The following is a 23,973-nucleotide window of genomic DNA, read 5'->3' as shown; positions in this document are numbered from 1 at the left end:
AAAAAGCCCGGAACCATGTTTTCCGGGCTTCTGCTTGATGGAGCGGAATCTTTTCCGCCCGATGACATCCATGCAGATCAGCGCTTGACGCGATAGATGTCCTGGCCGACTTCGTTGATCTGGCGGCGCAGTTCGCGCCGCTCGTCTGCGCTGAGTTTACCGTTGCGGCGCTGTTCCTGGTCGCTGGCCATCTGGTTGCGGTGATCCTGCGGGTTGAAGTCGCCCGCGTGCTGCCTGAAGTCACCCGGCTGGCCAGGCATCGGACGTCCACCCTGGGGTGGGCCCGCCATCGCGGCAGCTCCCACGCCGAGCGTCACCACCGCGGCCAGACATAGCTTGTTGACGACTGCAATCTTCATAACGCGTATTTTCCAGATACAGAGAATCAGAACCAGGAAGCGACTATGAAGCCATCAGCAGCGAGACAATGACAATGCCGACGTCGCTTTCCCTACGTGATTCCAGTTTAGGCCGCAGGCCGCGATGGTATAAGATGATTAAGGTAAGGGATGTAACAGTTTGTAATGGATGGACAAGCCTGACTTGCTCAAAATCGCCAAGACGCTACCATAGGCAACATGAATACGACCAACGGCAACAATAGTAATACGACAACATCCGCCAATCAATTCAAAGTGTTGGTGGTGGACGACGACATCCGTCTGCGCGACCTGCTGCGCCGCTATCTGACCGAGCAGGGTTTCAACGTGGTCACGGCGGAAAACGCCCAGGCCATGAACAAGCTCTGGATCCGCGAGCGCTACGACCTGCTGGTGCTGGACCTGATGCTGCCCGGCGAAGACGGGCTGGCGATCTGCCGCCGCCTGCGGGGCGCGGGCGACCAGACGCCCATCATCATGCTCACCGCCAAGGGCGAGGATGTGGATCGCATCATCGGCCTGGAAATGGGCGCGGACGATTACCTGCCCAAACCCTTCAATCCGCGTGAACTGGTGGCCCGCATCAATGCGGTCTTGCGCCGCAAGGGACCGGACGAACTGCCGGGCGCGCCGTCGGAAACGCCGGAAACCTTCGAGTTCGGCGATTTCATCCTGGACTTGGGCACCCGCACGCTGAAGAAGAACGGCGACACCATTTCCCTGACGACCGGCGAATTCTCGGTCCTCAAGGTATTTGCCCGCAATGCCCGCCAACCGCTGTCGCGGGAAAAGCTGATGGAAATGGCGCGCGGTCGCGAATATGAAGTCTTCGACCGCAGCCTGGACGTGCAGATCTCGCGCCTGCGCAAGCTGATCGAGCCCGATCCGGCCAATCCGCTGTACATCCAGACCGTCTGGGGCCTGGGCTATGTCTTCATTCCCGAAGGGAAACCGCGCTGATCGTCCGTTTCACCCCTGACCTGCAGGCCGTTTGCCGATGAAAGTCCGTACCCAATCAGGATGGTTCAGCAACGGCCTGTTCTGGCGCACCTTCTTCCTCCTGACCTTCCTGATCACCGCCAGCATGGTGGCCTGGGTGGCCAGCTTTCGCATGGTCGAACGTGGCCCGCGTGCGGAGCAGTTGGCCGCGCAGATCGTCTCGGTGGTCACCATCACCCGCGCCGCCCTGACCCACTCGGCCCCGGAGATGCGCCGCGAATTGCTGTTCGACCTGGCCAGCAACGAAGGTATCCGCATCTATCCGCTGGAAAAGAGCGACCGCATCGTGCCGCCGGAGGATTCTCCCATCGTCCCGGAGCTGGAGTATTACGTGCGCCAGTCGCTGGACGAGAACACCTTGTTTGCCTCCAGCGTCAACGACGTCGAAGGCTTCTGGATCAGTTTCAACATCGATGACGACAAGTACTGGCTGATGCTGGACCGGGGCCGCCTGGACCGCACCTCCAGCCTGCAATGGCTGGGCTGGGGTTCGATTGCCCTGTTCCTGTCGCTGATCGGCGCAGTCTTCATCTCCACCCTGATCAACCAGCCGCTGGCGCGCCTGACGGCTGCCGCCCGCGCCATCGCCAAGGGCCGCCAGCCCGAGCCGCTGCCCGAATCGGGCCCCACCGAGATCGAGGAAGCCAATCGCAGCTTCAACCAGATGGTGGCCGACCTGAACCGTATCGAATCGGACCGCGCCCTGATCCTGGCCGGCATCTCGCACGACCTGCGCACGCCGCTGGCGCGCATGCAGCTGGAGGTCGAGATGGCCAACCTGTCCGACGAAGCGCGTGATGGCATGCATTCGGACCTGGCGCAGATGGACAGCATCATCGGCCAGTTCCTCGATTACGCCAAACCCTTCGATACCAGCAGCCTGGAAACCATCGACCTGGCCGACGTCTTGCAGGATGTGGCCGGCAATGCGTCGCGCCTGTCCGATATCCGGGTCCATACCCAGATCACCCCCGACACGCAAGTCGCCGGCAATGGCACGGAACTGGCCCGCGTGTTCAGCAACCTGGTGGAAAATGCCCGCCGCTACGGCAAGACCGAAGGCACCGATTGCGCCGAGATCGACATCCGCAGCCGCATCGAGGGTCATCAGGTGGTGGTGGAAGTGGCGGACCACGGCCCCGGCGTGCCCGTCAACGAATGCGAACGGCTGCTGCGCCCCTTCACCCGGCTGGACACGGCGCGCGGCCAGGCCAATGGCTCCGGCCTCGGATTGGCCATCGTCAATCGCATCGTGCTCAAGCACAATGGCAAGCTGCTCCTGAAGGGACATGAAGAGACCCGCAGTGGCCTGCTGGTACAGATCACCCTGCCGCTGCAAGGACATCGGCGCCATGCCTGACCGGGCTATCCTGCTGCTCCTGCTGGGCGCCGCCACCCTGCTGCCCGCCCTGGCCACGGCGCAAAGCTATGCCGACCGCAACCTCAGCCTGCCCCAGGGAGGCAATGAAGGACGTCGGCCCATCGTCATCCTCTCGCCCATCGTGCCAGCAGCGCCGGCGGCCGTCCCTGCGGCCACGCCCACCAACGGACCGGTGGGCTCCTACGCGTCCGAGGCCGCCGGGCCGGATATCCGCGCCCGCAATGCCGACTACGTGACGCAATTCAGGGTGGTAGGCACGGTGCCGCCCGGGTCGACGATCAGCAAGGTCAGCTGGCGCTACACGGTGTCGCACAAGCCGCCTGGCTTCGAAGCCTTGCTGTGCTGGCAGGACGCGGGCAGCTGCTGGCATGTCACCGACGCCAATACCGGCAGCACCGACTTCTTCAATGGCCGCGACGCCAGCAAGCCCTTCCAGCTCTACTATCGGGTGCGCGCCCGCGCCGCCGTGGGTGAAGCGCCCATCAAGGGCGAGATCAACCAGGTCATCGTCACCTACAACATTCCCGGATAGCCCGGCACGCTGGCCTCAGCTGGCGTGATCATCGATCTCGCGGGCTTTCTGCAAGGCGTCGTCGATACGCTCCACGGCGATCACCTTCAAGCCTTCGATGGCCTGCTTGGGCGCATTGGCCTTGGGAATCACGGCAATCGAGAAACCCAGCTTGGCTGCTTCGCGCAAACGCTCTTGCCCCCGGGGGGCGGGGCGAATCTCACCGGCCAGGCCGACTTCGCCGAACACCACCAAGCCGCGCGGCAAGGGCTTGTTGCGCATGGAAGAATTGATGGCCAGCAGTACCGCCAGGTCAGCCGCCGGTTCGGTGATCTTGACGCCGCCCACCGCATTGATGAAGACGTCCTGATCGAAGGCGGCCACTCCCGCATGCCGGTGCAGCACCGCCAGCAGCATGGCCAGGCGGTTCTGCTCCAGCCCCACCGAGAGGCGGCGGGCGTTGGGTACGTGCGAACTGTCCACCAGCGCCTGGATTTCCACCAGCAGCGGACGGGTCCCCTCCTGGGTCACCATCACGCAGGAACCAGGGACCTGGTTTTCGTGTTGCGAGAGGAACAGGGCCGAGGGATTGGAAACGCCCTTCAAGCCCTTCTCGGTCATGGCAAACACGCCCAGCTCATTGACCGCGCCAAAGCGGTTCTTGAAGGCCCGCACCAGGCGGAAGCTGGAATGGGTATCGCCCTCGAAGTAGAGCACCGTATCGACGATATGCTCCAGCACGCGCGGCCCGGCCAGCGCGCCTTCCTTGGTGACGTGGCCGACCATGATGATGGTGATGCCCGAGGTCTTGGCCACGCGGGTAAGTTGGGCGGCGCATTCGCGCACCTGGGCCACCGAACCGGGAGCCGAGGTCAGCGCATCGGAATAGAGGGTCTGGATGGAATCGATCACGGCCACTTCGGGCTTGTGCTCGGCCAGGGTGGCGAGGATCTTTTCCAGCTGGATCTCGGCCTGCAGCTGCAGCTCGCGCGCATCCACCGCCAACCGTTTGGCGCGCAGGGCGATCTGTGCGCCCGATTCTTCGCCGCTGACGTAGAGCACCTTCTTGAGCCGGGAGATATTGGCCAGCGCCTGCAGCAGCAGGGTCGACTTGCCGATGCCGGGATCCCCCCCGATCAGCGCCACACCACCCGGCACCAGGCCGCCGCCCAGTACCCGGTCGAATTCCTCGATGCCGGTGCCAAAGCGCGGCACATCGATGGCCTCGATGTCGGCCAGGCTCAGCACCGGTGCAGTCTGCGCCAGGCTTTGCGGCGAATTGGAATAACGGTTGCCGCCCGCCGGCTCCACCAGGGTCTCGACCAGGGTATTCCACTGCCCGCAGGCCGGGCACTGACCGGCCCATTTGTTGCTGACGCCACCGCATTCGGTGCAGGTGTAATTGGTCTTGACCTTGGCCATCGTTGCCTTGCGCTTCCTTGTCGTCTTGCTTGTTCAATGCTGCTGCGGTGCTACCCGCACCCTGCCTGTTTGCGCCGCTAGTCCACTTCCCGCACGGCCACGCGGGGCGCCAGCGCGCACATGAGTTCATAGCCGATGGTGCCGGCGGCATAGGCGACCTCGTCGATGGGCAGCTTGCTGCCCCACAGTTCGACCTGGCTGCCCACATCGGCGTCGGGGATGTGGGTGAGGTCCACGGTGAGCATGTCCATGGAGACCCGGCCCACGGTGCCAGTCTTGACGCCATCGACCAATACCGGCGTGCCGTTGGGCGCATGGCGCGGGTAGCCGTCGGCATAGCCGCAGGCCACCACGCCGATCTTCATGGGCTTGTCGGCCACGAAGCGGCTGCCATAGCCGATGGCCTCACCCGCCGGGACCTGCTGTATGCCGATGATGCGGCTCTCCAGCGTCATCGCCGCGCGCAGCCCGAAATCGGCGGCCGAGCCACCACCGGGCGTGCCGCCATAGAGCATCACGCCAGGGCGCACCCAGTCATTGGCCAGTTCGGCATGCATCAGGTCGGCCGCCGAGTTGCACAGGCTACGAGGACCGTCCAGCCCTTCGGAACCGGCCTGGAAGCGGCGCACCTGCTCGGCCAGCGGCAAGAGCGGGTTGCCGGCGTCGTCGGCATTGGCGAAATGGGTCATGAGGGTAATGCTGGCCACGCTGGGAATCTTCTGCAGCCGCGCGTAGGCGGCGCGGTAGGTCTCGGGCTTGAAACCCAGGCGGTTCATGCCGCTGTTCATCTTCAGGTGGGCGTGCAGGCTGGCGGCAGCGGTAAAGGCTTCCAGCTGCGCGATCTGCTCTTCGCAGTGCACCGCGAACTGGATGTCGTGCTGCGCCAGCACCGGCAGGTCGTCGGCGTCGAAGAAGCCTTCCAGCAACAGGATGGGCTTGGTCCAGCCCAGTTCGCGCAGGCGCACCGCGTAATCCGGCTCGATCAGGGCCAGGCCGTCGGCGGCGGCGAAACCGCGCATGGCGCGCTCCAGGCCGTGCCCGTAGCCATTGGCCTTGAGTACCCCCCAGACGCGAGCGCCAGGGGCATGGGCGCGGGCGACGGCGAGATTGTGTTGAAGTGCGGAAATGCTGATGGAGGCGACGATCGGTCTTGGCATGATGTCCTGTGGCGGCGTTGGGCAAATGACAATCAAGACGCAGGCAATGCGCACCTTGAGCAGTCATGCCGCCCGGCCTGGCTGTCGCGGTCCGCCCGGAAGTTTTTGCCCAGCGGGGAACAAGCGGGCATTTTACCGGACGAACATCTTTCTGGTTTGACTTATGACGGAGTGCGCATGGTTTCATGGTATAAAGCTAGCCGGACATCATTTGTTATACATCTTGGACAGGGATGAATCGCGGTTTCTATACCATCATGGCGGCGCAGTTCTTTTCGTCGCTCGCCGATAACGCGCTGCTGATCGCCGCCATCGCCCTACTTGCCGAAATGCATTCGCCAGCGTGGATGACCCCGCTGCTGAAGCTGTTCTTCGTGCTTTCCTATGTGCTCCTGGCGGCTTTCGTGGGCGCCTTCGCTGACGCTTTCCCCAAGGGCAAGGTCATGTTGATCACCAACATGATCAAGATCGTCGGCTGTTCCCTCATGTTCTTCACAGTCCACCCGCTGCTGGCCTACGCGGTGGTCGGCTTCGGCGCGGCGGCCTATTCACCGGCCAAGTACGGCATCCTCACCGAACTGCTGCCGCCGGAGAAACTGGTGGCGGCCAATGGCTGGATCGAGGGGCTGACGGTGGGCTCCATCATCATGGGAACGGTGCTGGGCGGTGCGCTGGTCAATCCCAAGATTTCCTCGGTGATCCTCTCCTTCGATTTCCCGCTGGTCGATCTGCCCATCGACACCCCCACCGAAGCCGCACTCTGCATCATCTCCCTGATTTACGTGATCGCCGCGCTCTTCAACTTCAATATCCCCGACACCGGCGCCCGCTACGAACACCAGGAACGCAACCCCATCCGCCTCATCGTCGACTTCGCCGGTTGCTTCACCACCCTCTGGAAAGACAAGCTGGGCCAGATCTCGCTGGCGGTGACCACGCTCTTCTGGGGGGCGGGCGCGACGCTGCAGTTCATCGTGCTGAAGTGGGCCGAGAAGTCCTTGCATATGCCGCTGGACAAGGCGGCCATCCTGCAAGGCATCGTCGCCGTGGGCGTAGCGCTGGGGGCGATGGCCGCCGCCCGCTTCGTGCCGCTGAAGAAATCCTTGACGGTCATGCCGCTGGGCATCGTCATGGGCATCGTGGTAATGCTGATGACCACCACCACCTCGGTCTGGGTGGCCTATCCGCTGCTGGTGATTGTGGGTGCGCTGTCTGGCTATTTCGTGGTGCCGATGAACGCCCTGCTGCAGCATCGCGGCCACGTGCTCATGAGCGCGGGCCACTCCATCGCCGTGCAGAACTTCAATGAAAACCTCTCGGTGCTGACCATGCTGGTGCTGTATGCCTTCATGGTGCGCATGAACCTGGATGTGAACACCGTCATCATCATCTTCGGCTCCTTCGTAGCCGGGATCATGTACCTGATCATGCGCCGTCATGCCGCCAACCAGCGCGAACATGATTCGCTGGCGCTGATCGGCGAGGACAAGCACGGCCACCACTGAACGCGGCCCTCAAGCTCCTGCCTCCCAGGATCTGATTCAGATGCGCTTCAGATTCGCACCAGCGCGTGCCGCGCCGTATCGGCGGCACGCTGCTCCCAGCCCGGCGGCACGATAAAGCCGCGGGCAAGCTCCAGCAACTCAGGTTCTGCGCCCTTGGCGATGCGGCATTGCGCCACCATCACCGGACTCTGGTCGGCCAGGAAAGCCGTTTCCAGGGCAGCCTGCAACGCCGGCAGCGACAATCCCTGCGCCAGCGGCGCACGCGCTGGCGCCAGCCAGGCCAGCCGGGGCAGGATCAGGTAGAGATCGTCAGGCTGGTGCTGTGCCGCCAGTCGCGGCAGATCGCACCAGAAGCCACGGCAATGATCCGCCGCCACGCCCAGGGACGCGGGCAGCTCGACGGCCTCGCCATGGCGATAGAACAGCCAGCCCTTGACCAGCGCGCGCGCTGCCACCACGGGCGCCGGCAGCACCGACGCCGCAGCAGGATGCGCCGACAGCATCAGTTGCTGCTGCATGATCTTGCGCATCTTCTTGCCCAGGGTATCGGCCAGGTTGGGGCCGACGAAGGCCCCGGCGTTCGCCTTGGCATCAGCGGCCGACTGGGGTGCGAGCAGGTAGAACTTGGTGGCGAATTCCCAGTGGATCAGACCCAACTCGTCGTCGCCTGGCGGACGGACGAGGAAATCGAATTCGCCCAGCGTTTCATGCGTCGGCCCCTGCTGGCGCACCTGCAGGTTGGCGGCCACCAGCCAATCCTGCTGCTGCAGATAGAACGTCAGCAATTGCTCGGCATAACGCCCCAGGCGGGCAGTAGGCTGGCGCGCCAGGTGGGCGTGCAAGGCGGCGTTGAGGCCAGGATCATGTTCCAGATCATGCAGCCAGCCCGCCACCTCGGGCGCGACCGGTCCCAGCGTGGCGATACGACACTCCCAGCAAGGCGCGTCCTGCGCTAGCAAGTCGGGCGCATAGAGCAACCAGGCCAACGCACGCACATGCGGATCGCGCAGTTCAGGCCAGCGCTGGTGGAAGCGCACCTGGTGGCTGGACAAGCTCGTCGCCGCCCGAGCGGTCAAAGCGTCCATCACCTTAGCGCGCCTGCGCCTGATAAGTGCTCATGGCCAGGCACAGGTCGGCCCAGGTCTTGCTCTTGTCCTGTAGCGAACGCAGCAGATAGGCCGGGTGATAGGTCACCACCAGCGGCAACTCCTGATAGCGATGAACCGTACCGCGCAAGCGCGCCACCGGGGTGGTCGGATCCAGACCCAGCAGCGAGATGGCGGCCGTCTTGCCCAGCGCGACCAGCACGGTGGGCTGGATCAGCTCGATCTGGCGCTGCAGATAAGGCAGGCAGGACGCCACCTCCTGCGGCGAAGGCGGCCGGTCGCGACCGTTCTCGTCGGTGGGACGGCATTTGACGATATTGGCGATATAGGCGTTGTCGCCGCGCTTGACACCCATGGACACCAGCATATTGTCCAGCAGCTTGCCGGCCGGGCCGACGAAGGGCTCGCCCTGGATATCCTCATTACGTCCCGGACCTTCACCGATGAAGAGCCACTTGGCCTTTTCATCGCCGACGCCGAAGACCGTCTTCTTGCGCCCCTGGCACAGGCCGCAACGGCGGCAGTCCGCCACCTGTTCCTTCAGTTGCGGCCAGTCCATCTGCTTGATCCTGGCGATCACGGGATCGACTGCAGGCATCGGCTCGTCGTCTTCGCCCTCCGGGATCAGCACGGGCTCCAGCGAGGCGGCAAAATCCATTTCGTCCAGCCAGGCCGGCGGTCCGCCCTCTTCTTGCACCGGCGCGCTGCGCGGCACCGGTGCGGCAGGCGCCTTGGGGGCGCCAGCTGGCGGCGCTTGCACCGCTGGCCGCTCGGCCACGGGGGTCGGTTCGCGCGCGGGCTCCACCGGCGCCCGGGACGGCTGCTCGACGGCCCCGACGGCCTCGACAGGGGCGGCTATCGGCGTGGCGCTGGCTGGCTGCTGCGCCTGTTCCTGGACTTCTTCCACGGCCAGCTCGCGCCGCACCCACACCGGCCCGATGCCCAAGGCATCGAGCAGCGCCAGCGAGGAGCCGAAGCCGTTTTCCTGATTCATTTGTTCACTCATAGCGGCAGGCTCATGACGATGGCCCCTTCGCGGGACTGGTTGGCGGCCGGATAGTAGTTCTTGCGTCGGCCAATCTCGGCAAATCCGTAATGCCGGTAGACCTTGGCCGCATGGAGATTGGATTCACGCACCTCCAGCAGCATGATGTGCATGCCATGCTGGCGCGCCAGGGCCGTGGCCCGGTCCAGCAGCAAGCGGCCCAGGCCCTGGTGCTGATGCGCGGCGGCCACGCTGATGTTGAGCAGATGCGCCTCTTCTACCGCCAGCATGACCAGGAAATAGCCCAGCAATTGCCCCGCGCTATCACGCAGGGTCTGTGCCTGGTAACCGCTGTACAGCGAATCCTGGAAATTGCCCCGCGTCCAGGGATGCGAATAGACGGCCTGCTCGATCTCGACGACTGCGTCCAGATCCTCGCTACTCATGGGCGCAAATTGCAGACTGCCGTATTTCTCATGCACGACAGCCACGGGCAAGGTGGCCACGCTGTTCATGCCACTCCCTTGGCGGCATCGCGCAGCTCGCGCTCGGCCGTGGTCAGCGCCACCTTGTTGCGCAGGTAGAACGGCTGGGCCTCTTGCGCCGGCACACCGCGTCCCTGGTCGAAATGATGCTGCCCCAGCGTGGCGACGTGCTGCGCATGCGGCATGCATGAGGCATAGGCGGCCGCAAACTGGCGGCCGCAGAAGTCCGGCGAGAAATGCTCGGCATAGGCCGACAGCCCGTTGCCACAGGCATATGGACGTCCTTGCGTATTCACGTCAGCGGCCGCCGACAGGGCCGGCTCGGCCAGCACATCCCAGCCGCCCCCGCTGCGGGCGCGGTAGCGCGCCCAATAGACCTCGCCCATGCGGGCGTCGAGGATGGCCAGCACCTCGGCGGCCTGCGCATCATGCACGCGGCAGGCCTGGGCCGCCGCTTCCAGCGTGACCACCGGCACCACCGGACGGTCGACGCCGAAGGCCAGGCCCTGGACCACGCCGCAGGCCGTGCGCACGCCGGTGAAGGAACCCGGACCGACGCCAAAGGCCAGCGCATCGCATTGCGCCAGCGCCAGGCCGGCTTCGGCCAGCAGTTGCTGGATCATGGGGAGAATGGCGTCGGAGTGCGTCTGGGCGCCAGCCGACTGCCGCGACAGCAGCTTGCCCTGGTACAGCAAGGCTGCAGAGGCGAGCTCGGTCGAAGTTTCAATGGCAAGAATCGTGGTCATCCCGCTATTTTACCGTGCGCGCAGCATTCTTCGGCTTGCCTGCGTGAAGGATGACGTAGTGTGCGCCAGCGCAAACCGGCTGCTGCCGAAGCGGTTAAAATACGCGGGCCATGTCTTACCAGATCCTAGACCAGACCAACCGCCGCCAACTCGCCGAGGCGCTTCGCAACGACACTTGGGTCGTTGCCTGCCTGTGCGCCAACTGGTGCGGCAGCTGCCGCGAATATGACGCGGCCTTCCGCGCCTGGGCCGAGCGCTATCCCCAGCATCATTTTGTCTGGATCGATATCGAAGACCAGGCCGACCTGGTCGGCGAGCTCGACATCGACAACTTCCCCACCCTGCTCATGGAACGCGGCGCGACCGTGGCCTTCTTCGGGCCGATGGAACCCGATACCCGCCTGGCCGAGCGCCTGCTGCTGGCGCAGATGGAAAAGAGCGACGCCGAGCTGCAGCGCGAAGCCATCAGCTCGGCCGAGCGCCGTAGCTGGCAGCAGGATTGCAGCCTGCTGGACAAGCTGGCCGATGTGATCGGCTGAACGATGCGCGTCCCGGCCCAGTTCAACTCAGCCAGGGATCATTTTCCGGATGCGGAAAGCGCGCGCTGATGAATTCGGCAAAACTGCGCACCTTGGCCGACAGCAGGCGCCGGCTCGGGTAGACCATGGACATGATCACCTGGCCCATGTCAAACCCTGGCAAGACCTGGACCAGCCGGCCGCTGCGCAGGTCATCCCCCAGCGAATACGAAGGCCGCAGCACGATCCCCATCCCCGCCAGCGCCAGATCGCGCAACAGCACCCCGCTATTGGAGACGACCTTGCTGACGATAGGCACATCCAGCACGCCGCCGTTGGTATTGACGTGCCAGTGATGCCGCAGATACTCGTGCGAGAAATTGAGGCAGTTGTGGCGCGACAAGTCCTCTGGCTGCTCCGGCGCGCCCTGCCGCGCAATATACGCCGGCGAGGTGCACAGGATGACCCGCGCCACCCCCAGCTGGCGCACGATCATGCTGGCGTCGAATTTCTGCATGCTGCTGAAGAAGCCGATATCGATGCCCTCTTCCACCAGGTCAATGGATCGCTCTGACAGGCTGATATCCAGCGCCACCTCGGGGTAGGCCTGCGAGTAGGCCGACAGCATCTCGCCCAGCTGCGACTGGCCAAAACCGGCATTGCAATAGATGGCCAGGGTGCCGGCGGGCCGTTTGGTCTCCAGAGACACCAGCGCCTCGGCATCGTCGACCTCGGCCAGGATCATCCGGACCCGCTCCAGATATGCCTGTCCGGCCTCCGTCAGGGACAGGCGACGGGTGGAGCGGTTCAGCAGGCGCGTTCCCAGATGTGCCTCCAGGTCGGCGATGAAGCGCGTCGCCACCGCATTGGAAATGTCCAGAAGCTCGGCCGCACGCACGAAACTGCCCTGCTCGACGACCTTGGCGAACACCCGCATTGATTGCAGCCTATCCATTTTTCAAGCCCCAGATTGTTCCAGAAAGAGAAATAGTCAATTCCGATTAGACCTATTTTTCTTTGCGTTGGCAATATTTACACTTCAGACATCGGTTAGCGCATTGCAACAAGCACTGGCCGGTTCCGCCAGATGCCTGTAGCGGGCTTTCCCATAAGGAGAGCACCCCTCCCGCAAAGGGCGTCTGCGGAGCTTTCCCTACTCACCCCACACAGAGGACAAGATCATGAACATCAAGAATATCGTCGTTGCCGCTTCCTTGCTGGCTGCCGCTGGCGCTGCCATGGCCGAGGCTCCGTATCCGCCGGAAACCGCCTTCCACTCCACCAAGACCCGTGCTGACGTGCAGGCCGAACTGGTCCGCGCCCGCGCCAACGGTGAAATCGCCGTGCGCAATGAGTACCCGATCGTTCACCAGGCGCCCTCCACCCTGAGCCGCCAGGACGTGCAGAACCAACTGCGCCAGGCCAGCAGCACCGCCCAGCAAGACCTCTATAGCGGCGCCTGATCGCAGCGTGTCCGTTAGCTTGCACAGCTGATGCGTTCCGCTGACCGCGTCTGAACCGTCCAGCCCGGCAAGCCCATGCCTTACCGCAGTACCGCAGCACTCCGTACCGCAGCACCAACTGCCATGTCGCCCTCTCTCATTGCCGGCGCATGACAGCTGGTGCCCCGCCCTCCTCTTCCTCCTTCCGCGCGCAGCATCTTCCTCCCGCCTGAGCGTTCTTTCCTGCATCAAATTTGCATGGTCCGTTAGCCCGTTCGGCAAAACGCGCAAACCTGGCCGCCTTCGCTCACTGCAATGCTGCATCGCCACATGCAAAAATCGCGCGCGAACGCCCATCCTGCCCAGCTTTTCCTTGAGATTTTGGCGCACCGCATGTAAAGTCAAGGGTTTGTTCCTTCCGGCCTAGCTAAGGGTTTTCTTGTCAAAGTCGGGCCACCTATTTTTATCCCCTATGGCTTTATACGTTCACAAATACGGCGGCACCTCGATGGGCTCGATCGAGCGCATCCAGAATGTCGCGAAGCGCGTTGCCAAATGGCACGACGCAGGCCATCAGATCGTCGTCGTGCCTTCGGCGATGTCTGGTGAAACCAACCGCCTGCTGGGCATGGCCAAGGAAATCATGGCCCAGCCTGACGGCCGCGAACTGGACATGCTGGCTTCCACGGGCGAACAGGTCTCGGTAGCGCTGTTGGCCATCGCCCTGCAGGCGCTGGGCAAGCAGGCCGTCTCCTACGCCGGCTGGCAAGTCCCCATCAAGACCGATTCGGCCTTCACCAAGGCGCGCATCCGCTCCATCGACGACGCCAAGGTCCGCAAGGATCTCAACGCTGGCAAGATCGTCATCATCACCGGCTTCCAGGGCGTGGACGCCGACGGCAACATCACCACCCTGGGCCGTGGCGGCTCCGACACCTCGGCCGTGGCCGTGGCAGCGGCCATCAAGGCCGCTGAATGCCTGATCTACACCGACGTCGATGGCGTCTACACCACCGACCCGCGCGTGGTCAGCGAAGCCCGTCGCCTCAAGACCGTGACCTTCGAGGAGATGCTGGAAATGGCCTCCCTGGGCTCCAAGGTCCTGCAGATCCGCTCGGTCGAGTTCGCCGGCAACTACAAGATGCCGACCCGCGTGTTGTCCTCGCTGACCGACCCGCTCACGCCGCTGGCCGAAGAAGCCGCCTCCGGCACCCTGATTTCGTTTGAGGAAGACAAGAACATGGAACAAGCAACCATCACCGGCATCGCCTTCAGCCGCGACGAAGCCAAGATCACCGTGCTGGGCGTGCCTGACCGTCCGGGCATCGCCTACCAGATCCTGGGCCCGGTGGCTGACGCCAACATCGAAGTGGACATGATCATCCAGAACCAGTCGGTGGAAGGCAAGACCGACTTCACCTTCACGGTGCCGCGCGGCGAATACGCCAAGGCTGTGGAAGTGCTGAACAACAGCGTCAAGGCGCACATCGGCGCCGCCGCCATCAACGGCGACACCAAGGTCTCCAAGGTCTCGGTGGTGGGCGTAGGCATGCGCAGCCACGTGGGCATCGCCTCGCAGATGTTCCGCACCCTGTCCGAAGAAGGCGTCAACATCCAGATGATCTCCACCTCGGAAATCAAGATCTCGGTGCTGATCGACGAGAAGTACATGGAACTGGCCGTGCGCGCCCTGCACAAGGCGTTTGACCTGGACAGCGCCAAGTAAATCACGCACCGTTCAAGGCGAAGACCGCACCGGTGAAAAAACAGTGTTTATTTGCAAGACGACTGTTGACCGGATGCAAATGAGACGATATTATCTCGGTCTTCGCTGAGGCAACGCAGCAATGCGATAACAGCCTTCAGTGTGGAGACGTGGCCGAGTGGTCGAAGGCACTTCCCTGCTAAGGAAGCATACGGGCTTAAACCTGTATCGAGGGTTCGAATCCCTCCGTCTCCGCCAGAAATATGAAAGCCCCTGTTTTTACAGGGGCTTTTTTATTGCTTGCTCGACGTTGCCGTCCTTCCTGGGCTGCCGCGTTCGCCACAATCACAATTCAGCCGCAGCAGCCCTTGCAGCTGCCCCCCGCTAGGCTATCCCAGCAGCCTGCCGCCCACAGGAAAAACAAAACCGCGAAAAAGCGTTCTTGCGTGTGCTGCAGCCCTCACAGCGGTTGTACAGGCAGATGCCGCAATGCGGGCAATAATCGGTAGCGGCATCGTCGAGATTGACGGCGCGTTCACATCCCGGACACACCTTGCGGCCCAGCCGGGTCAACGCAATGTCGTAGCTCAGCTCCTTGCGGCGCTCGACATCGGGCAATGCTTCAGCCTGCTTCTGCCGCTCGAGGTAGCGGGTCAGTCCCAGGATCGCCTGGCGGCCCACCACGATGGTCACCACGATGCCCACCAGATAGCGCACGAAACCGCCATAACTGGGCAGATACGGCACCAGCTCGACGAAAAAGGCGAACAGCGCAAACAGGATGAATCCCCAGACGAAAGGCCAGTACATGCTCTGGCGCTTGCGCACAAACAGCCATCCGGCCACGCCCAATAGCGGCAAGGTCAGGGCAAGGCGGTACAAGAAGACCCGCAGCTCCTGCTGCCGCGCGACCTGTTCGAGCTTGTGCCTCGCTGATTCGCGCAATCCATCCAGCTCCCGCTGCGCACCCCGCTCCGCCTGCTCCAGCGACAATCGCCGCTGCCGCAACTGCTGCAGCTCCTGCAGCGCTTTTTGCTCATCCTCCTTGAGCTCGTCCAGCTTGGCGGTACGACGGATCACCTCGGCATCCTGGTCAGACCGGCGCGTCACGTCGCGGGCGGCCAGCCAGTTGGAAAAGGTCTGCTGCGCCGCCATGGTGGTGGCCCTGGCCTGGGCATGCCTGAGCTCGGCCTGTCGGTAGGTCTCATCGAGGACGCGCAGATCGGCGCTGGATTTCGTGATCACCTGCCGCAGCGGCGCTGCTGATTCAGCATCGATGAATTCGTCGATCTGGTGGGTGCGTTCGACGCGCGGCAGATTGTCCACCACGGTCCCACCCAGCCCGATCAGGAATCCGGCAAACACCAGCGCTACCAGCCACAACCCAAAACGAAACCACTTTTCCGACAAGCGCAAACCTTTGTTCATGGATACTCTCCACCCTCTGCATGAAAAGGGGCCATCCCGGCCCCATTGATCACTGAATGATGCCGCACGCCACGCGCGCCCCGCCGCCACCCAGGGTCACCGGGTGGTCAGAGTGATTGTCACCACCGAAATGCACCATCAAGGTATGGCCCCGCACTTCGTCGAGCGTCTTGATACGTGGCGCCAGCACCGGGTAGTCGGCGCGACCATCTGCGCCCACATAGATTGCCGGCAAGTCGCCCAGATGGCCCTGGCCGAACGGTCCCTCATGCTTGCCGGTCTTGTCCGGATCCCAATGTCCGCCGGCTGCCATGGCCGGTTCCATCTTGCCGTCCTTGCTGAGCGGCTCGCAAGACGGGTTCTGATGTACGTGGAATCCGTGAAGACCCGCCGGCAACCCCGACAGCGCCGGCTGGAACAGCAAGCCATACGGCGTCTGCCGGATGCTCACCTCGCCCGCAGGCGCGGCCAGTCCCTGGGCATTCACAAGATGGATGGCTACCTTGATGGGAGGCTCGTCCGCCGCCCACGCTGAGGTGGCAGCCACCAGGGCGGCCATTGCAATGATGTGTTTCATGGTCTCTTCCTATGGTTGGTAAAGCGTTCAACATTAGACGCATTACGGGTCCGAGTGCCGATGAAAGCCCAAAAGCGTCGCCCAAGCTGGGCAGTATTCGAGACGAATACCTGGGTCGGACGTCTGCGCGCCCCTCCCAGCATAGGGCCGGCCACGACGATGGACAATGGGGAAACATGAAATGCGAATGCGAAATGCGCCCTTGGCGCATCAGGTCAGCAAGCTGACTAGGCCTGACTGGCGGACGCGGACTCCAGCGCCAGCTTGCGCCCTTCCAGCAACATGGCATGGAAGTCCGGCGCCGGCACCGGGCGGGAGAAGATATAGCCCTGCAGCTCGTTGCAGCCGGCCTCGCGCAGGAAATTGAACTGCTTTTCATCTTCCACGCCCTCGGCGATGACCTTGTGGCGCAGCTGCTTGGCGATGCCGATGATGGCGCTGGCGATGGCGCAATCATTGGTATCGTCGGGAATGCCCATGGTGAAGGATCGGTCGATCTTGAGGGTATTGATGGGGAAACGCTTGAGGTAAGACAGGCTGGAATAGCCCGTGCCGAAGTCATCCAGGGAAACGGTGATGCCCAGGCCGCAGATCTTTTCCATGATGGAGATGACCCGGTCGGTGCTGTGCATGAGCATGCTCTCGGTGATCTCCAGCTCCAGCCATTCACCGCTGAGCATGTGCCGCTCCAGCGCCGCGCCCACGCGATCGGGCAGCGAGCGGGTGAATTCACGCGCGGTGACATTCAAGGCGATGCGGATAGGCGGCAGCCCCGCATCCTTCCAGGCCCGCGCCTGGCGGCACACTGCGTCCAGCACCCAGTCGCTCAGCTGGACGATCAGGCCGGTCTCTTCCGCAATGGGAATGAACTCGCCCGGCAACAGCAAGCCGCGCTCCGGATGCTGCCAGCGCACCAGCGCTTCGGCGCCGGTGATGGCCAGGGTCTGCATGTCGACCTTGGGCTGGTAGTACAGCAGCAGTTCGTTGTATTCGAAGGCGTGCAGCAGTCCGGTTTCGATGCGCAACAGGTCCAGCGTGTTGCGGTTCATCTCTTCGCTGTAGCAGGCGTAGCCGCCTTCATTGTTCTCGCCGCCCTGCTTGGCGCGGTACATGGCGATATCGGCCAGCCGCAGCAGGGTTTCGGTATCGGTGGCGTTTTCCGGGTAAAGGCTCACGCCGATGCTGGCGCCTACGCGCAGCTCGTGGCCATCGATGAAGAAGGGATCGTCGAACAAGGCCAGCAGCTTCTGGGCGACGTAAGCCGGAGAATCCTTGTCGATCCCGAACAGCGCCACGGCAAACTCGTCAGCGCCCAGGCGGGCGACCACATCCTGCTCGCGCAAGGCACGGCGCAAGCGCATGGCCACTTCCACCAGCAGCATGTCGCCGGCGACGTGACCCAGGGTATCGTTGATGGGCTTGAAGCGGTTGAGGTCGATGAACATCACGCAGCCATGCAGGTTCTCGTGCCGCGCCTCCTCCAGCGCCTGATCTACCGTGCGGGTGAGCAAGGTGCGGTTGGGCAGCCCGGTCAAGGCATCGTAGTAGGCCAGGTGATGGATCAGCTTCTCGGCATTCTTGCGCTCGGTGATGTCGTTGAGATAGCCGATCAAGCCAATGGGATGACCGTTCTGGTCGCGCATGACCGACAAGGACAGGCTGGCCCAGAAGACTTCGCCCGACTTCTTGCGCCGGCGCACTTCCATTTCGCGTCCGCCGTGTTCCAGGAACAGGTCGTGCAGCGAATCTTCCTCGTCTTCGTTCTCGTAGAGGAACAAGACATTGCGGCCGATCGCTTCCATGGCCGAATAGCCGAACAATTGCTCGGCGCCGCGGTTCCAGCTGGTGATGAAGCCGGCCGGATCCATCGTGATCACCGACTCGTGCATCTGGTTCAGAATCTGGGCCTGCTGTTCCAGCTTGGCTTCGATCTGGTCCAGCGCGCGCACGCGCTGTTCGGTGTCGGCACGCCCCTGCATCAAGCGCCCCAGGAAGGCGGCCAGCATGGCCAGGCGCTGGCGCTCCTGATCGGAATACGGACGGGTCAAGGGCGGGAAGACGAAGTGACCGAACAAGGCGCCCTCGCATTGCACCGGCTGGCACAGGCCGCCTTCGACCGGTGCGCTCGCACCGATCACATAACGCCCGCCCGGACGCTTGAGCAAGCCCGATGCAATCCCTCCCAGCGCCGCATGCAGCGCCATGCCGTGCAGGTTCTGCATGGCCTCCAGCAATGCCGAGCAGCATGCCAGATCGTCGGTGCCAACGGAGGAAAGCATCGTGATCACGCCTCGGTGCTGACGCGTGTGGCCCAGTTGAAGGCCTGGATGAGACAGCGGCAGTACACCTCGGCATCCAGGCCGGCCGCATCCAGATCGGAATGGCGCAAGGGGATGCGGCCATCCTCGGAGCGTTCGACCACGTCGAGCAGCTTGCCCAGGCGGCCGCTGCGGCGCACCAGGGCGTTGACGATGTCGACAGGCAGCTTGAGGGGTTCGATGATGTCGTTGAGCGGCATTCCCAGCAGGATGTCGAGCAGGGAGAACATGCCGGTGATGAAGGCGCGGTCCAGCTCTTCCTGGGTGCAGTCGATACACTGCGCCATCGCCTCCATCATCGCCGCGCGCGCGGCGGCGCGGGGCAGCAGCGGATTGGCCGACTCGTCGCCGGGGAAACGGGCATACAGCAGCAGTTGCAGCCAGCGCTGCAGCTGGCGGCGGCCCAGCAGGTTGATGGCCTGGGTGAAATTGGTGATGTGCGCCGAGAAGCCGAAGGCGGCCGAGCTGACCAGCTTGAACAGCTGGTAGGACAAGGCCGGATCCTGCTTGAGCAGCGACTCCAGCTCATTGGCGTCGGCGTCGCGCGCCACCAGCTCCAGCAGCTTGAGCAGCCGCGCCCGCGAGATCGAATTCTTCTGCGACAGACGGCTGTCGGGATGCAGCGCATAGTCGCCCGAGAACCAACGGAAGCCTTGCACCCGGCAAGCATCGAACTGCACCGCATCGGCGACGTTCTCGGCCAGATGCGGGCCGCGCAGGCCATGCAGCCACTGCGCAGTCTCAGGCAGCTTGCCGATGCTGGCGTCCAGGACGATCGATTCGACGAAGGGGAAGACGCTCGCCCCCTGCGCAGGCAGACCGTCGGCGAGGATGGAGAAGCCGCGGCTGTAAAGCCAGTCCAGCGCATCGATGCGGGCCGGATCGACACAATGCTCCACCGGCACCCGCAGAGCCAGCTGGCCTTGCGGGAATTGCTCGCGGAATTCCGGCGCAAAGCTGGCCGGGTCGCTCACGGGGATGATGCAGTTCAGGCCGCCGAGGGCGTCATGCAGCTCGAATTCGTTGAACAGTCTCGCCAACAGGGCGCTGCCATCTTCCACCGCTGGCGAAATATGCAGGGACAGCGCGGTCCAGACGTGATGCACGTCGGCAACGGGCTGCAAGAACACGAGTGGAAAGGGAAGGCTTTTGTCCTGTAAGGCCATATTTTTAGCTTGGCGCGCCGCGTTAGCCTGCCGAGGCGCCCTGACATGGTGAAAAACCCCAGAAAAGTTTCCCAGCAGAATACTTAATTAAAATTAAATTTTTGCTAAATATACCTGATAAAGCCCGCCTTGCAACAGTGCTTTATCCCGACAGGAAAATTTCCTGCAGGTCATTGAGAAAGCGCCGTCCCAGCGGGGTCGGACGGATCAGGGCATGATCGCGGTACAACATGCCCTTGCGCTCGGCCAGGTCGAGCTGCTTGCCGATCTGGTTCAGCGCCAGGCCGGTGCGCTCGGCAAACAGATTGGGGGGGAAGCCTTCGGTCAGACGCAAGGCGTTGAGCATGAATTCGAAGCCCAGGGCGTCGCGACCGATCTCGGCCTCTTCCTGAATGTGAGTGCCGGCCTTGATGTGCTGCAGATAGGCCTGCGGGTGCTTGTAGCGCATCTGCCGCACGATGCGGTGCGGGAAAGACAGCTTGGAATGCGCACCCGCGCCGATGCCCAGGTAATCGCCGAACTGCCAGTAGTTCAGGTTGTGGCGCGCACGCCGGCCCGGCTGGGCATAGGCAGACACTTCATAATTGCCGTAGCCGGCCTGGGTAGTCAGTTCGCCGATCATGTCCTGCATGTCGGCACTGGTATCCTCATCCGGCACCGCTGGCGGGAACTTGGCGAAGAGCGTGTTGGGCTCCAGCGTCAGGTGGTACAACGACAGGTGCGGCGGCGCAAAGTCGATGGCAGTCTGGATGTCGGTGCGGGCTTGCTCCAGCGTTTGCTGCGGCAGCGCGTACATCAGGTCGAGGTTGAAGTTGTCGAAATTGGCATGGGCGATCTCCACCGCCTGGTGCGCCTGGCCGCCATCATGGATACGGCCCAGCGCCTGCAGGTGGGCGCTGTTGAAGCTCTGGATGCCGATGGAAAGGCGATTGATCCCGCTGTCCCGGTAGGACCGGAACTTGTCGGCCTCGAAGGTACCGGGATTGGCCTCCATGGTGATCTCGATGTCGGCGTCCAGCGGCAGTAGCGTGCGCAGGTCCGAGAGCAGGCGATCCAGCCCTGCCGCCGAGAGCAGGCTGGGAGTGCCGCCGCCGATGAAGATGGAATAGATCTTGCGGCCCCAGATCAGGGGCAGCGCCTGTTCCAGGTCCAGCCGCAAGGCGTCCAGGTATTCCTGTTCGGGAAACCCGTCCTTGACCTCGTGCGAATTGAAATCGCAGTAAGGACACTTGCGCACGCACCAGGGGAAATGCACGTACAGCGACAAGGGCGGCAAGGCCGTCAACTGCAGGCTGCCAGGCTTGAGAAAGGCCAGCGCCGCCTGGGCCGGCCCGCTAGCGCCCTGCCCGGCCACAGCGGTGACGGGAACCGGTTTGATGGAGATCATTTCAGCTTCTCGACCAGCGCGCGCAGGGCCTGGCCACGATGCGACACGGCGTTCTTCTCGGCCGCGCTCAGTTCGGCGGCAGTCTTGCCCAGTGCGGGCAGCAGGAAATACGGGTCATAGCCAAAACCGCCCTCGCCGCGCGCCTGCTCGACGATCTCACCCTTCCAGACGCCGTCGGCGATGACCGGCTGCGGATCATCGGCGTGACGCACATAGACCAGCACGCAGTAGTAATAGGCCGACTTGTCGGCATGGGCAGCGAGTTCGCGGATCAGCTTGGCGTTGTTGGCGGCGTCGGACTTGGGCTCGCCAGCGTAGCGCGCCGAATACACCCCAGGCGCGCCGCCCAGCGCATTGACGCAGACGCCGGAATCGTCGGCCAGCGCTGGCAGGCCGGTCAGGCGTGCCGCGTGACGCGCCTTGGCCAGGGCATTCTCGACGAAGGTGGCGAATGGCTCTTCGGCCTCGGGCACGTCGAACTCGCCCTGTGGCCGCACATCCAGCCCGATGCCGCCCAGCAGGCTGGCGAATTCCTTGAGTTTGCCGGCGTTGTTCGACGCCATCACGATCTTTTGCTTGGTATCCATGCTTGTCTGCTCATTTGTTGCCAGGTGCGCTGCGCCTGGGCGAAAGCGCCGCGGCGCAATGAAAAACGCCATGTCCTGTGGCAACATGGCGTCCTCGATAGCGGCATTGTAAGGGTATTCGCGTCGGCGCGCCGACGCACACCCTGCCCGCCTTTACAGCCCCAATGCCTGCCTCTGCAAGCCGTTGAGGGTGGCGATACCTTGCTGGGCCAGATCCAGCAGGGCATTGAGCGTGGCGCGGTCGAACGCGGCGCCTTCAGCGGTGCCCTGCACTTCCACGAAATGGCCGGCGTCGGTCATGACCACGTTCATGTCGGTATCGCAGTCCGAGTCTTCCGGGTAATCCAGGTCCAGCACCGGCACGCCCTTGAACACGCCTACCGAGATCGCCGCCACGAAGTGCTTGACCGGAATAGCCTCGATCAAGCCCTGGCTCTTGAGGCCAGCGAAGGCGTCATACGCCGCCACCATGGCGCCGGTGATAGCCGCCGTGCGGGTGCCGCCATCGGCCTGCAGGACGTCGCAGTCCAGCTGCAGCGTGCGCTCGCCGAAGGCTTCCAGGTCGAAGGCGGCGCGCAAGGCGCGGCCGATCAGGCGCTGGATTTCCTGGGTGCGGCCGGACTGCTTGCCCTTGGCGGCTTCGCGGTCCATGCGGGTGTGGGTGGAGCGCGGCAGCATGCCGTACTCGGCGGTCAGCCAGCCCTGGCCTTTGCCCTTGAGGAAGCCGGGCACCTTCTCCTCGATGGAGGCGGTGCAGAGCACCCGGGTATCGCCGAACTCGACCAGCACCGAACCCTCGGCATGCTTGGTGTATTGACGGGTCAGGCGCACCTCGCGCAATTGCTCGGGGCTGCGGCCGCTGGGGCGATGGGATGCTGTCATGGGAATCCTTGTATTGAGTACGAAAATGCTGGAAAACGGCGGCCGGGATGAACGATAAGGTTGAAAAACCGCCGTTTTTGATCTTTTGATGGCGCGCGGCGGCCAATCTTCTTTAAAATGCGGGCTCCGAGCGGGCATCGTTCGTTCCGGCCAGACCGCACAGGCGGCCGCCGCAACGTTCAAGTCCGGCATTGTAAAGGATGACCCGCCCGCCGTCGCGCCGCGTGATGCCTCATCCCGACCTGCCCGGCCACGCCCGCAAGCCCATCCAACCTGACAGCGCGGTTGCGCCATGCATGCCGCCCCGCGCTACGGAGCCTCGATTTGACCATCTACAGCATGACCGGCTATGCCGTCACCACCCGTGAAACCAGCGCCGGCACGGTCACCCTGGAAATGAAGAGCGTGAACTCGCGCTTCCTGGACCTGCAATTCCGCATCAACGATGACCTGCGTGCGGTCGAACCGCTGCTGCGCGAAGCCATCATGGGGCGCCTGGTCCGGGGCAAGGTGGAATGCCGCCTGTCCTTCGGCCGCAAGGTCGCCAGCGCCAACAGCCAGGCGCTCAACAGCAACGTGGTGGCGCAACTGGCCACCCTGCAGGACCAGTTGCGCGCCCAGTTCCCCGACGCGGCGCCGCTGTCGGTCAACGAATTGCTGCGCTGGCCCGGCGTGATGGAAGAAGCCGAGATCAGCCAGGAAACCCTGCAGGCAGACATCCTGGCCACCCTGCAGCAGACCCTGGACGCCTTCGTCGACACCCGCGCCCGTGAAGGCGCGGCCTTGCAGGCCGTGATCCTGGCGCGCGTGGATGCGATGGAAGCGATTGTCGCGCGCATCACGCCGATGGTGCCGCAACTGGTGGAGCAGTTCCAGCAGAAGGCCACCGACCGCATGACCGAAGCCCTGGGCCTGGCCCTGCAGACGCAGAATGGCGCGGCGCCGGTCGCTACCCGCGAGGAATCGCTGGAGCGCATCCGCCAGGAAGTCACCCTCTACGGCATCCGCATCGATATCGCCGAAGAACTGGCGCGCCTGACGGCGCACCTGGCCGAGACCCGCCACATCCTCAAGAAGGGTGGCCAGGTCGGCAAGCGCCTGGATTTCATGATGCAAGAGCTCAACCGCGAAGCCAATACCGTCGGCTCCAAGGCCGCCGTCAAGGAGCTGGCCGACGCTTCCATGGAACTGAAACTGCTGATCGACCAGATGCGCGAGCAGGTACAGAATCTGGAGTGACCTAAGGGCGAACTCCCGGCGGCGCAAGCACCGCCCTTTACTACCCG

General features: G+C 63.5%; 23 protein-coding genes and 1 tRNA gene. 9 read left to right on the top strand and 15 right to left on the bottom strand.

The annotated features are described in order from the left end of the window. Positions 1-77 precede the first annotated feature (77 nt). Positions 78-359 (bottom strand): hypothetical protein, encoded by a 282-nt coding sequence (locus ACP92_RS10730; RefSeq protein WP_041310626.1) that lies wholly within the window; start codon positions 357-359, stop codon positions 78-80. Between the two features lie 219 nt (positions 360-578). Here ACP92_RS10730 and ompR point away from each other — a divergent pair, with 219 nt between their 5' ends. From ompR to ACP92_RS10715, 3 genes are read left to right on the top strand one after another with little or no spacing between them, the layout of a single operon-like run. Next, positions 579-1,340: an osmolarity response regulator transcription factor OmpR gene (gene ompR / locus ACP92_RS10725; protein WP_013234134.1), complete on the top strand. Its 762-nt coding sequence runs from the start codon at positions 579-581 to the stop codon at positions 1,338-1,340. Positions 1,341-1,377: 37 nt separating this feature from the next. Then, positions 1,378-2,739 (top strand): sensor histidine kinase, encoded by a 1,362-nt coding sequence (locus ACP92_RS10720; RefSeq protein ID WP_171941734.1) that lies wholly within the window; start codon positions 1,378-1,380, stop codon positions 2,737-2,739. Then, positions 2,732-3,292 carry a flagellar protein FlhE gene (locus ACP92_RS10715; protein ID WP_013234132.1) on the top strand — a complete coding sequence of 187 codons (561 nt, stop codon included), beginning with the start codon at positions 2,732-2,734 and terminating at the stop codon, positions 3,290-3,292. The genes ACP92_RS10720 and ACP92_RS10715 overlap by 8 nt, the downstream gene beginning before the upstream one ends. A gap of 15 nt (positions 3,293-3,307) precedes the next feature. On the opposite strand, the gene radA is transcribed toward ACP92_RS10715, so the two are convergent. Continuing rightward, positions 3,308-4,693, bottom strand: a complete 1,386-nt coding sequence (gene radA / locus ACP92_RS10710; protein WP_013234131.1) for a DNA repair protein RadA — start codon at positions 4,691-4,693, stop codon at positions 3,308-3,310. A 77-nt stretch (positions 4,694-4,770) separates the two neighbouring features. Further along, the gene (gene alr / locus ACP92_RS10705; RefSeq protein WP_013234130.1) at positions 4,771-5,850 is read right to left on the bottom strand and encodes an alanine racemase; all 1,080 of its coding nucleotides are present in this window, start codon (positions 5,848-5,850) and stop codon (positions 4,771-4,773) included. Between the two features lie 233 nt (positions 5,851-6,083). On the opposite strand from alr, the gene lplT reads away from it, so the two are divergent. Beyond that, positions 6,084-7,355, top strand: a complete 1,272-nt coding sequence (lplT, locus tag ACP92_RS10700; protein ID WP_013234129.1) for a lysophospholipid transporter LplT — start codon at positions 6,084-6,086, stop codon at positions 7,353-7,355. Positions 7,356-7,402: 47 nt separating this feature from the next. Here lplT and ACP92_RS10695 read toward each other — a convergent pair whose 3' ends face one another. Genes ACP92_RS10695 through tsaB form a run of 4 tightly spaced genes read right to left on the bottom strand, consistent with a single transcriptional unit; the run spans position 7,403 to position 10,677 of the window. Continuing rightward, positions 7,403-8,440: a DUF1853 family protein gene (locus tag ACP92_RS10695; protein ID WP_013234128.1), complete on the bottom strand. Its 1,038-nt coding sequence runs from the start codon at positions 8,438-8,440 to the stop codon at positions 7,403-7,405. A 4-nt stretch (positions 8,441-8,444) separates the two neighbouring features. Then, positions 8,445-9,467, bottom strand: coding sequence for a uracil-DNA glycosylase (locus tag ACP92_RS10690; protein WP_013234127.1), 1,023 nt, complete (start codon positions 9,465-9,467; stop codon positions 8,445-8,447). Then, complete coding sequence (rimI, locus tag ACP92_RS10685) at positions 9,464-9,961, bottom strand: ribosomal protein S18-alanine N-acetyltransferase (protein ID WP_013234126.1); 498 nt, start codon at positions 9,959-9,961, stop codon at positions 9,464-9,466. The genes ACP92_RS10690 and rimI overlap by 4 nt, the downstream gene beginning before the upstream one ends. Next, a complete protein-coding gene (gene tsaB, locus ACP92_RS10680; RefSeq protein WP_013234125.1) occupies positions 9,958-10,677 on the bottom strand; it encodes a tRNA (adenosine(37)-N6)-threonylcarbamoyltransferase complex dimerization subunit type 1 TsaB in 720 nt (239 codons plus the stop codon). Before tsaB ends, rimI begins: the two co-directional genes overlap by 4 nt. Positions 10,678-10,787: 110 nt before the next feature. Between tsaB and ACP92_RS10675 the strand changes: the two genes are divergently transcribed. Further along, on the top strand, positions 10,788-11,216 hold the full coding sequence (locus ACP92_RS10675) for a thioredoxin family protein (protein WP_013234124.1): 429 nt from the start codon (positions 10,788-10,790) through the stop codon (positions 11,214-11,216). A 22-nt stretch (positions 11,217-11,238) separates the two neighbouring features. On the opposite strand, the gene ACP92_RS10670 is transcribed toward ACP92_RS10675, so the two are convergent. Next, on the bottom strand, positions 11,239-12,150 hold the full coding sequence (locus ACP92_RS10670; RefSeq protein ID WP_013234123.1) for a LysR family transcriptional regulator: 912 nt from the start codon (positions 12,148-12,150) through the stop codon (positions 11,239-11,241). Positions 12,151-12,376: 226 nt separating this feature from the next. Between ACP92_RS10670 and ACP92_RS10665 the strand changes: the two genes are divergently transcribed. From ACP92_RS10665 to ACP92_RS10655, 3 genes are all read left to right on the top strand, one after another. Next, positions 12,377-12,658 carry a DUF4148 domain-containing protein gene (locus tag ACP92_RS10665; protein WP_013234122.1) on the top strand — a complete coding sequence of 94 codons (282 nt, stop codon included), beginning with the start codon at positions 12,377-12,379 and terminating at the stop codon, positions 12,656-12,658. A 451-nt stretch (positions 12,659-13,109) separates the two neighbouring features. Then, positions 13,110-14,363, top strand: coding sequence for an aspartate kinase (locus tag ACP92_RS10660; protein ID WP_041310622.1), 1,254 nt, complete (start codon positions 13,110-13,112; stop codon positions 14,361-14,363). Positions 14,364-14,506: 143 nt separating this feature from the next. Then, positions 14,507-14,600: transfer RNA gene (locus tag ACP92_RS10655), tRNA-Ser, on the top strand. A 126-nt stretch (positions 14,601-14,726) separates the two neighbouring features. Here the strand turns inward: ACP92_RS10655 and ACP92_RS10650 are convergent. From ACP92_RS10650 to rph, 7 genes are all read right to left on the bottom strand, one after another. After that, the gene (locus ACP92_RS10650; protein ID WP_041310620.1) at positions 14,727-15,770 is read right to left on the bottom strand and encodes a zinc ribbon domain-containing protein; all 1,044 of its coding nucleotides are present in this window, start codon (positions 15,768-15,770) and stop codon (positions 14,727-14,729) included. A 49-nt stretch (positions 15,771-15,819) separates the two neighbouring features. Further along, a complete protein-coding gene (gene sodC, locus ACP92_RS10645) occupies positions 15,820-16,347 on the bottom strand; it encodes a superoxide dismutase family protein (protein WP_013234119.1) in 528 nt (175 codons plus the stop codon). 227 nt (positions 16,348-16,574) lie between these two features. Beyond that, entirely contained in the window at positions 16,575-18,626 is a 2,052-nt protein-coding gene (locus ACP92_RS10640) for a putative bifunctional diguanylate cyclase/phosphodiesterase (RefSeq protein ID WP_013234118.1), read from the bottom strand. A gap of 5 nt (positions 18,627-18,631) precedes the next feature. Continuing rightward, positions 18,632-19,831: an EAL and HDOD domain-containing protein gene (locus ACP92_RS10635; RefSeq protein ID WP_013234117.1), complete on the bottom strand. Its 1,200-nt coding sequence runs from the start codon at positions 19,829-19,831 to the stop codon at positions 18,632-18,634. 142 nt (positions 19,832-19,973) lie between these two features. After that, complete coding sequence (gene hemW, locus ACP92_RS10630; RefSeq protein WP_013234116.1) at positions 19,974-21,218, bottom strand: radical SAM family heme chaperone HemW; 1,245 nt, start codon at positions 21,216-21,218, stop codon at positions 19,974-19,976. Continuing rightward, positions 21,215-21,805: an RdgB/HAM1 family non-canonical purine NTP pyrophosphatase gene (gene rdgB, locus ACP92_RS10625; RefSeq protein WP_013234115.1), complete on the bottom strand. Its 591-nt coding sequence runs from the start codon at positions 21,803-21,805 to the stop codon at positions 21,215-21,217. The genes hemW and rdgB overlap by 4 nt, the downstream gene beginning before the upstream one ends. 153 nt (positions 21,806-21,958) lie before the next feature. Beyond that, positions 21,959-22,687 (bottom strand): ribonuclease PH, encoded by a 729-nt coding sequence (gene rph / locus ACP92_RS10620; RefSeq protein ID WP_013234114.1) that lies wholly within the window; start codon positions 22,685-22,687, stop codon positions 21,959-21,961. A gap of 324 nt (positions 22,688-23,011) precedes the next feature. On the opposite strand from rph, the gene ACP92_RS10615 reads away from it, so the two are divergent. Next, positions 23,012-23,926, top strand: coding sequence for a YicC/YloC family endoribonuclease (locus ACP92_RS10615; RefSeq protein ID WP_013234112.1), 915 nt, complete (start codon positions 23,012-23,014; stop codon positions 23,924-23,926). Positions 23,927-23,973: the final 47 nt, after the last annotated feature.

Origin of the sequence: Herbaspirillum seropedicae, from assembly GCF_001040945.1 — a bacterium.
Taxonomy (GTDB): Bacteria; Pseudomonadota; Gammaproteobacteria; order Burkholderiales; family Burkholderiaceae_D; genus Herbaspirillum; species Herbaspirillum seropedicae.
Note: the sequence above shows the minus strand (reverse complement) of the source record. Positions and strands in the feature narration are given on the sequence as shown.

Bases quoted from the DNA above. Each gene is read 5' to 3' on its own strand.
- sodC (WP_013234119.1), bottom strand. From the start codon at position 16,347: ATGAAACACATCATTGCAATGGCCGCCCTGGTGGCTGCCACCTCAGCG.
- radA (WP_013234131.1), bottom strand. From the start codon at position 4,693: ATGGCCAAGGTCAAGACCAATTACACCTGCACCGAATGCGGTGGCGTC.
- ACP92_RS10715 (WP_013234132.1), top strand. From the start codon at position 2,732: ATGCCTGACCGGGCTATCCTGCTGCTCCTGCTGGGCGCCGCCACCCTG.
- rdgB (WP_013234115.1), bottom strand. From the start codon at position 21,805: ATGGATACCAAGCAAAAGATCGTGATGGCGTCGAACAACGCCGGCAAA.
- ACP92_RS10660 (WP_041310622.1), top strand. From the start codon at position 13,110: ATGGCTTTATACGTTCACAAATACGGCGGCACCTCGATGGGCTCGATC.
- ACP92_RS10720 (WP_171941734.1), top strand. From the start codon at position 1,378: ATGAAAGTCCGTACCCAATCAGGATGGTTCAGCAACGGCCTGTTCTGG.
- ACP92_RS10635 (WP_013234117.1), bottom strand. From the start codon at position 19,831: ATGGCCTTACAGGACAAAAGCCTTCCCTTTCCACTCGTGTTCTTGCAG.
- tsaB (WP_013234125.1), bottom strand. From the start codon at position 10,677: ATGACCACGATTCTTGCCATTGAAACTTCGACCGAGCTCGCCTCTGCA.
- rph (WP_013234114.1), bottom strand. From the start codon at position 22,687: ATGACAGCATCCCATCGCCCCAGCGGCCGCAGCCCCGAGCAATTGCGC.
- rimI (WP_013234126.1), bottom strand. From the start codon at position 9,961: ATGAACAGCGTGGCCACCTTGCCCGTGGCTGTCGTGCATGAGAAATAC.
- ACP92_RS10695 (WP_013234128.1), bottom strand. From the start codon at position 8,440: ATGGACGCTTTGACCGCTCGGGCGGCGACGAGCTTGTCCAGCCACCAG.
- ACP92_RS10650 (WP_041310620.1), bottom strand. From the start codon at position 15,770: ATGAACAAAGGTTTGCGCTTGTCGGAAAAGTGGTTTCGTTTTGGGTTG.
- hemW (WP_013234116.1), bottom strand. From the start codon at position 21,218: ATGATCTCCATCAAACCGGTTCCCGTCACCGCTGTGGCCGGGCAGGGC.
- lplT (WP_013234129.1), top strand. From the start codon at position 6,084: ATGAATCGCGGTTTCTATACCATCATGGCGGCGCAGTTCTTTTCGTCG.
- ACP92_RS10730 (WP_041310626.1), bottom strand. From the start codon at position 359: ATGAAGATTGCAGTCGTCAACAAGCTATGTCTGGCCGCGGTGGTGACG.
- ACP92_RS10675 (WP_013234124.1), top strand. From the start codon at position 10,788: ATGTCTTACCAGATCCTAGACCAGACCAACCGCCGCCAACTCGCCGAG.
- alr (WP_013234130.1), bottom strand. From the start codon at position 5,850: ATGCCAAGACCGATCGTCGCCTCCATCAGCATTTCCGCACTTCAACAC.
- ompR (WP_013234134.1), top strand. From the start codon at position 579: ATGAATACGACCAACGGCAACAATAGTAATACGACAACATCCGCCAAT.
- ACP92_RS10665 (WP_013234122.1), top strand. From the start codon at position 12,377: ATGAACATCAAGAATATCGTCGTTGCCGCTTCCTTGCTGGCTGCCGCT.
- ACP92_RS10670 (WP_013234123.1), bottom strand. From the start codon at position 12,150: ATGGATAGGCTGCAATCAATGCGGGTGTTCGCCAAGGTCGTCGAGCAG.
- ACP92_RS10690 (WP_013234127.1), bottom strand. From the start codon at position 9,467: ATGAGTGAACAAATGAATCAGGAAAACGGCTTCGGCTCCTCGCTGGCG.
- ACP92_RS10640 (WP_013234118.1), bottom strand. From the start codon at position 18,626: ATGCTTTCCTCCGTTGGCACCGACGATCTGGCATGCTGCTCGGCATTG.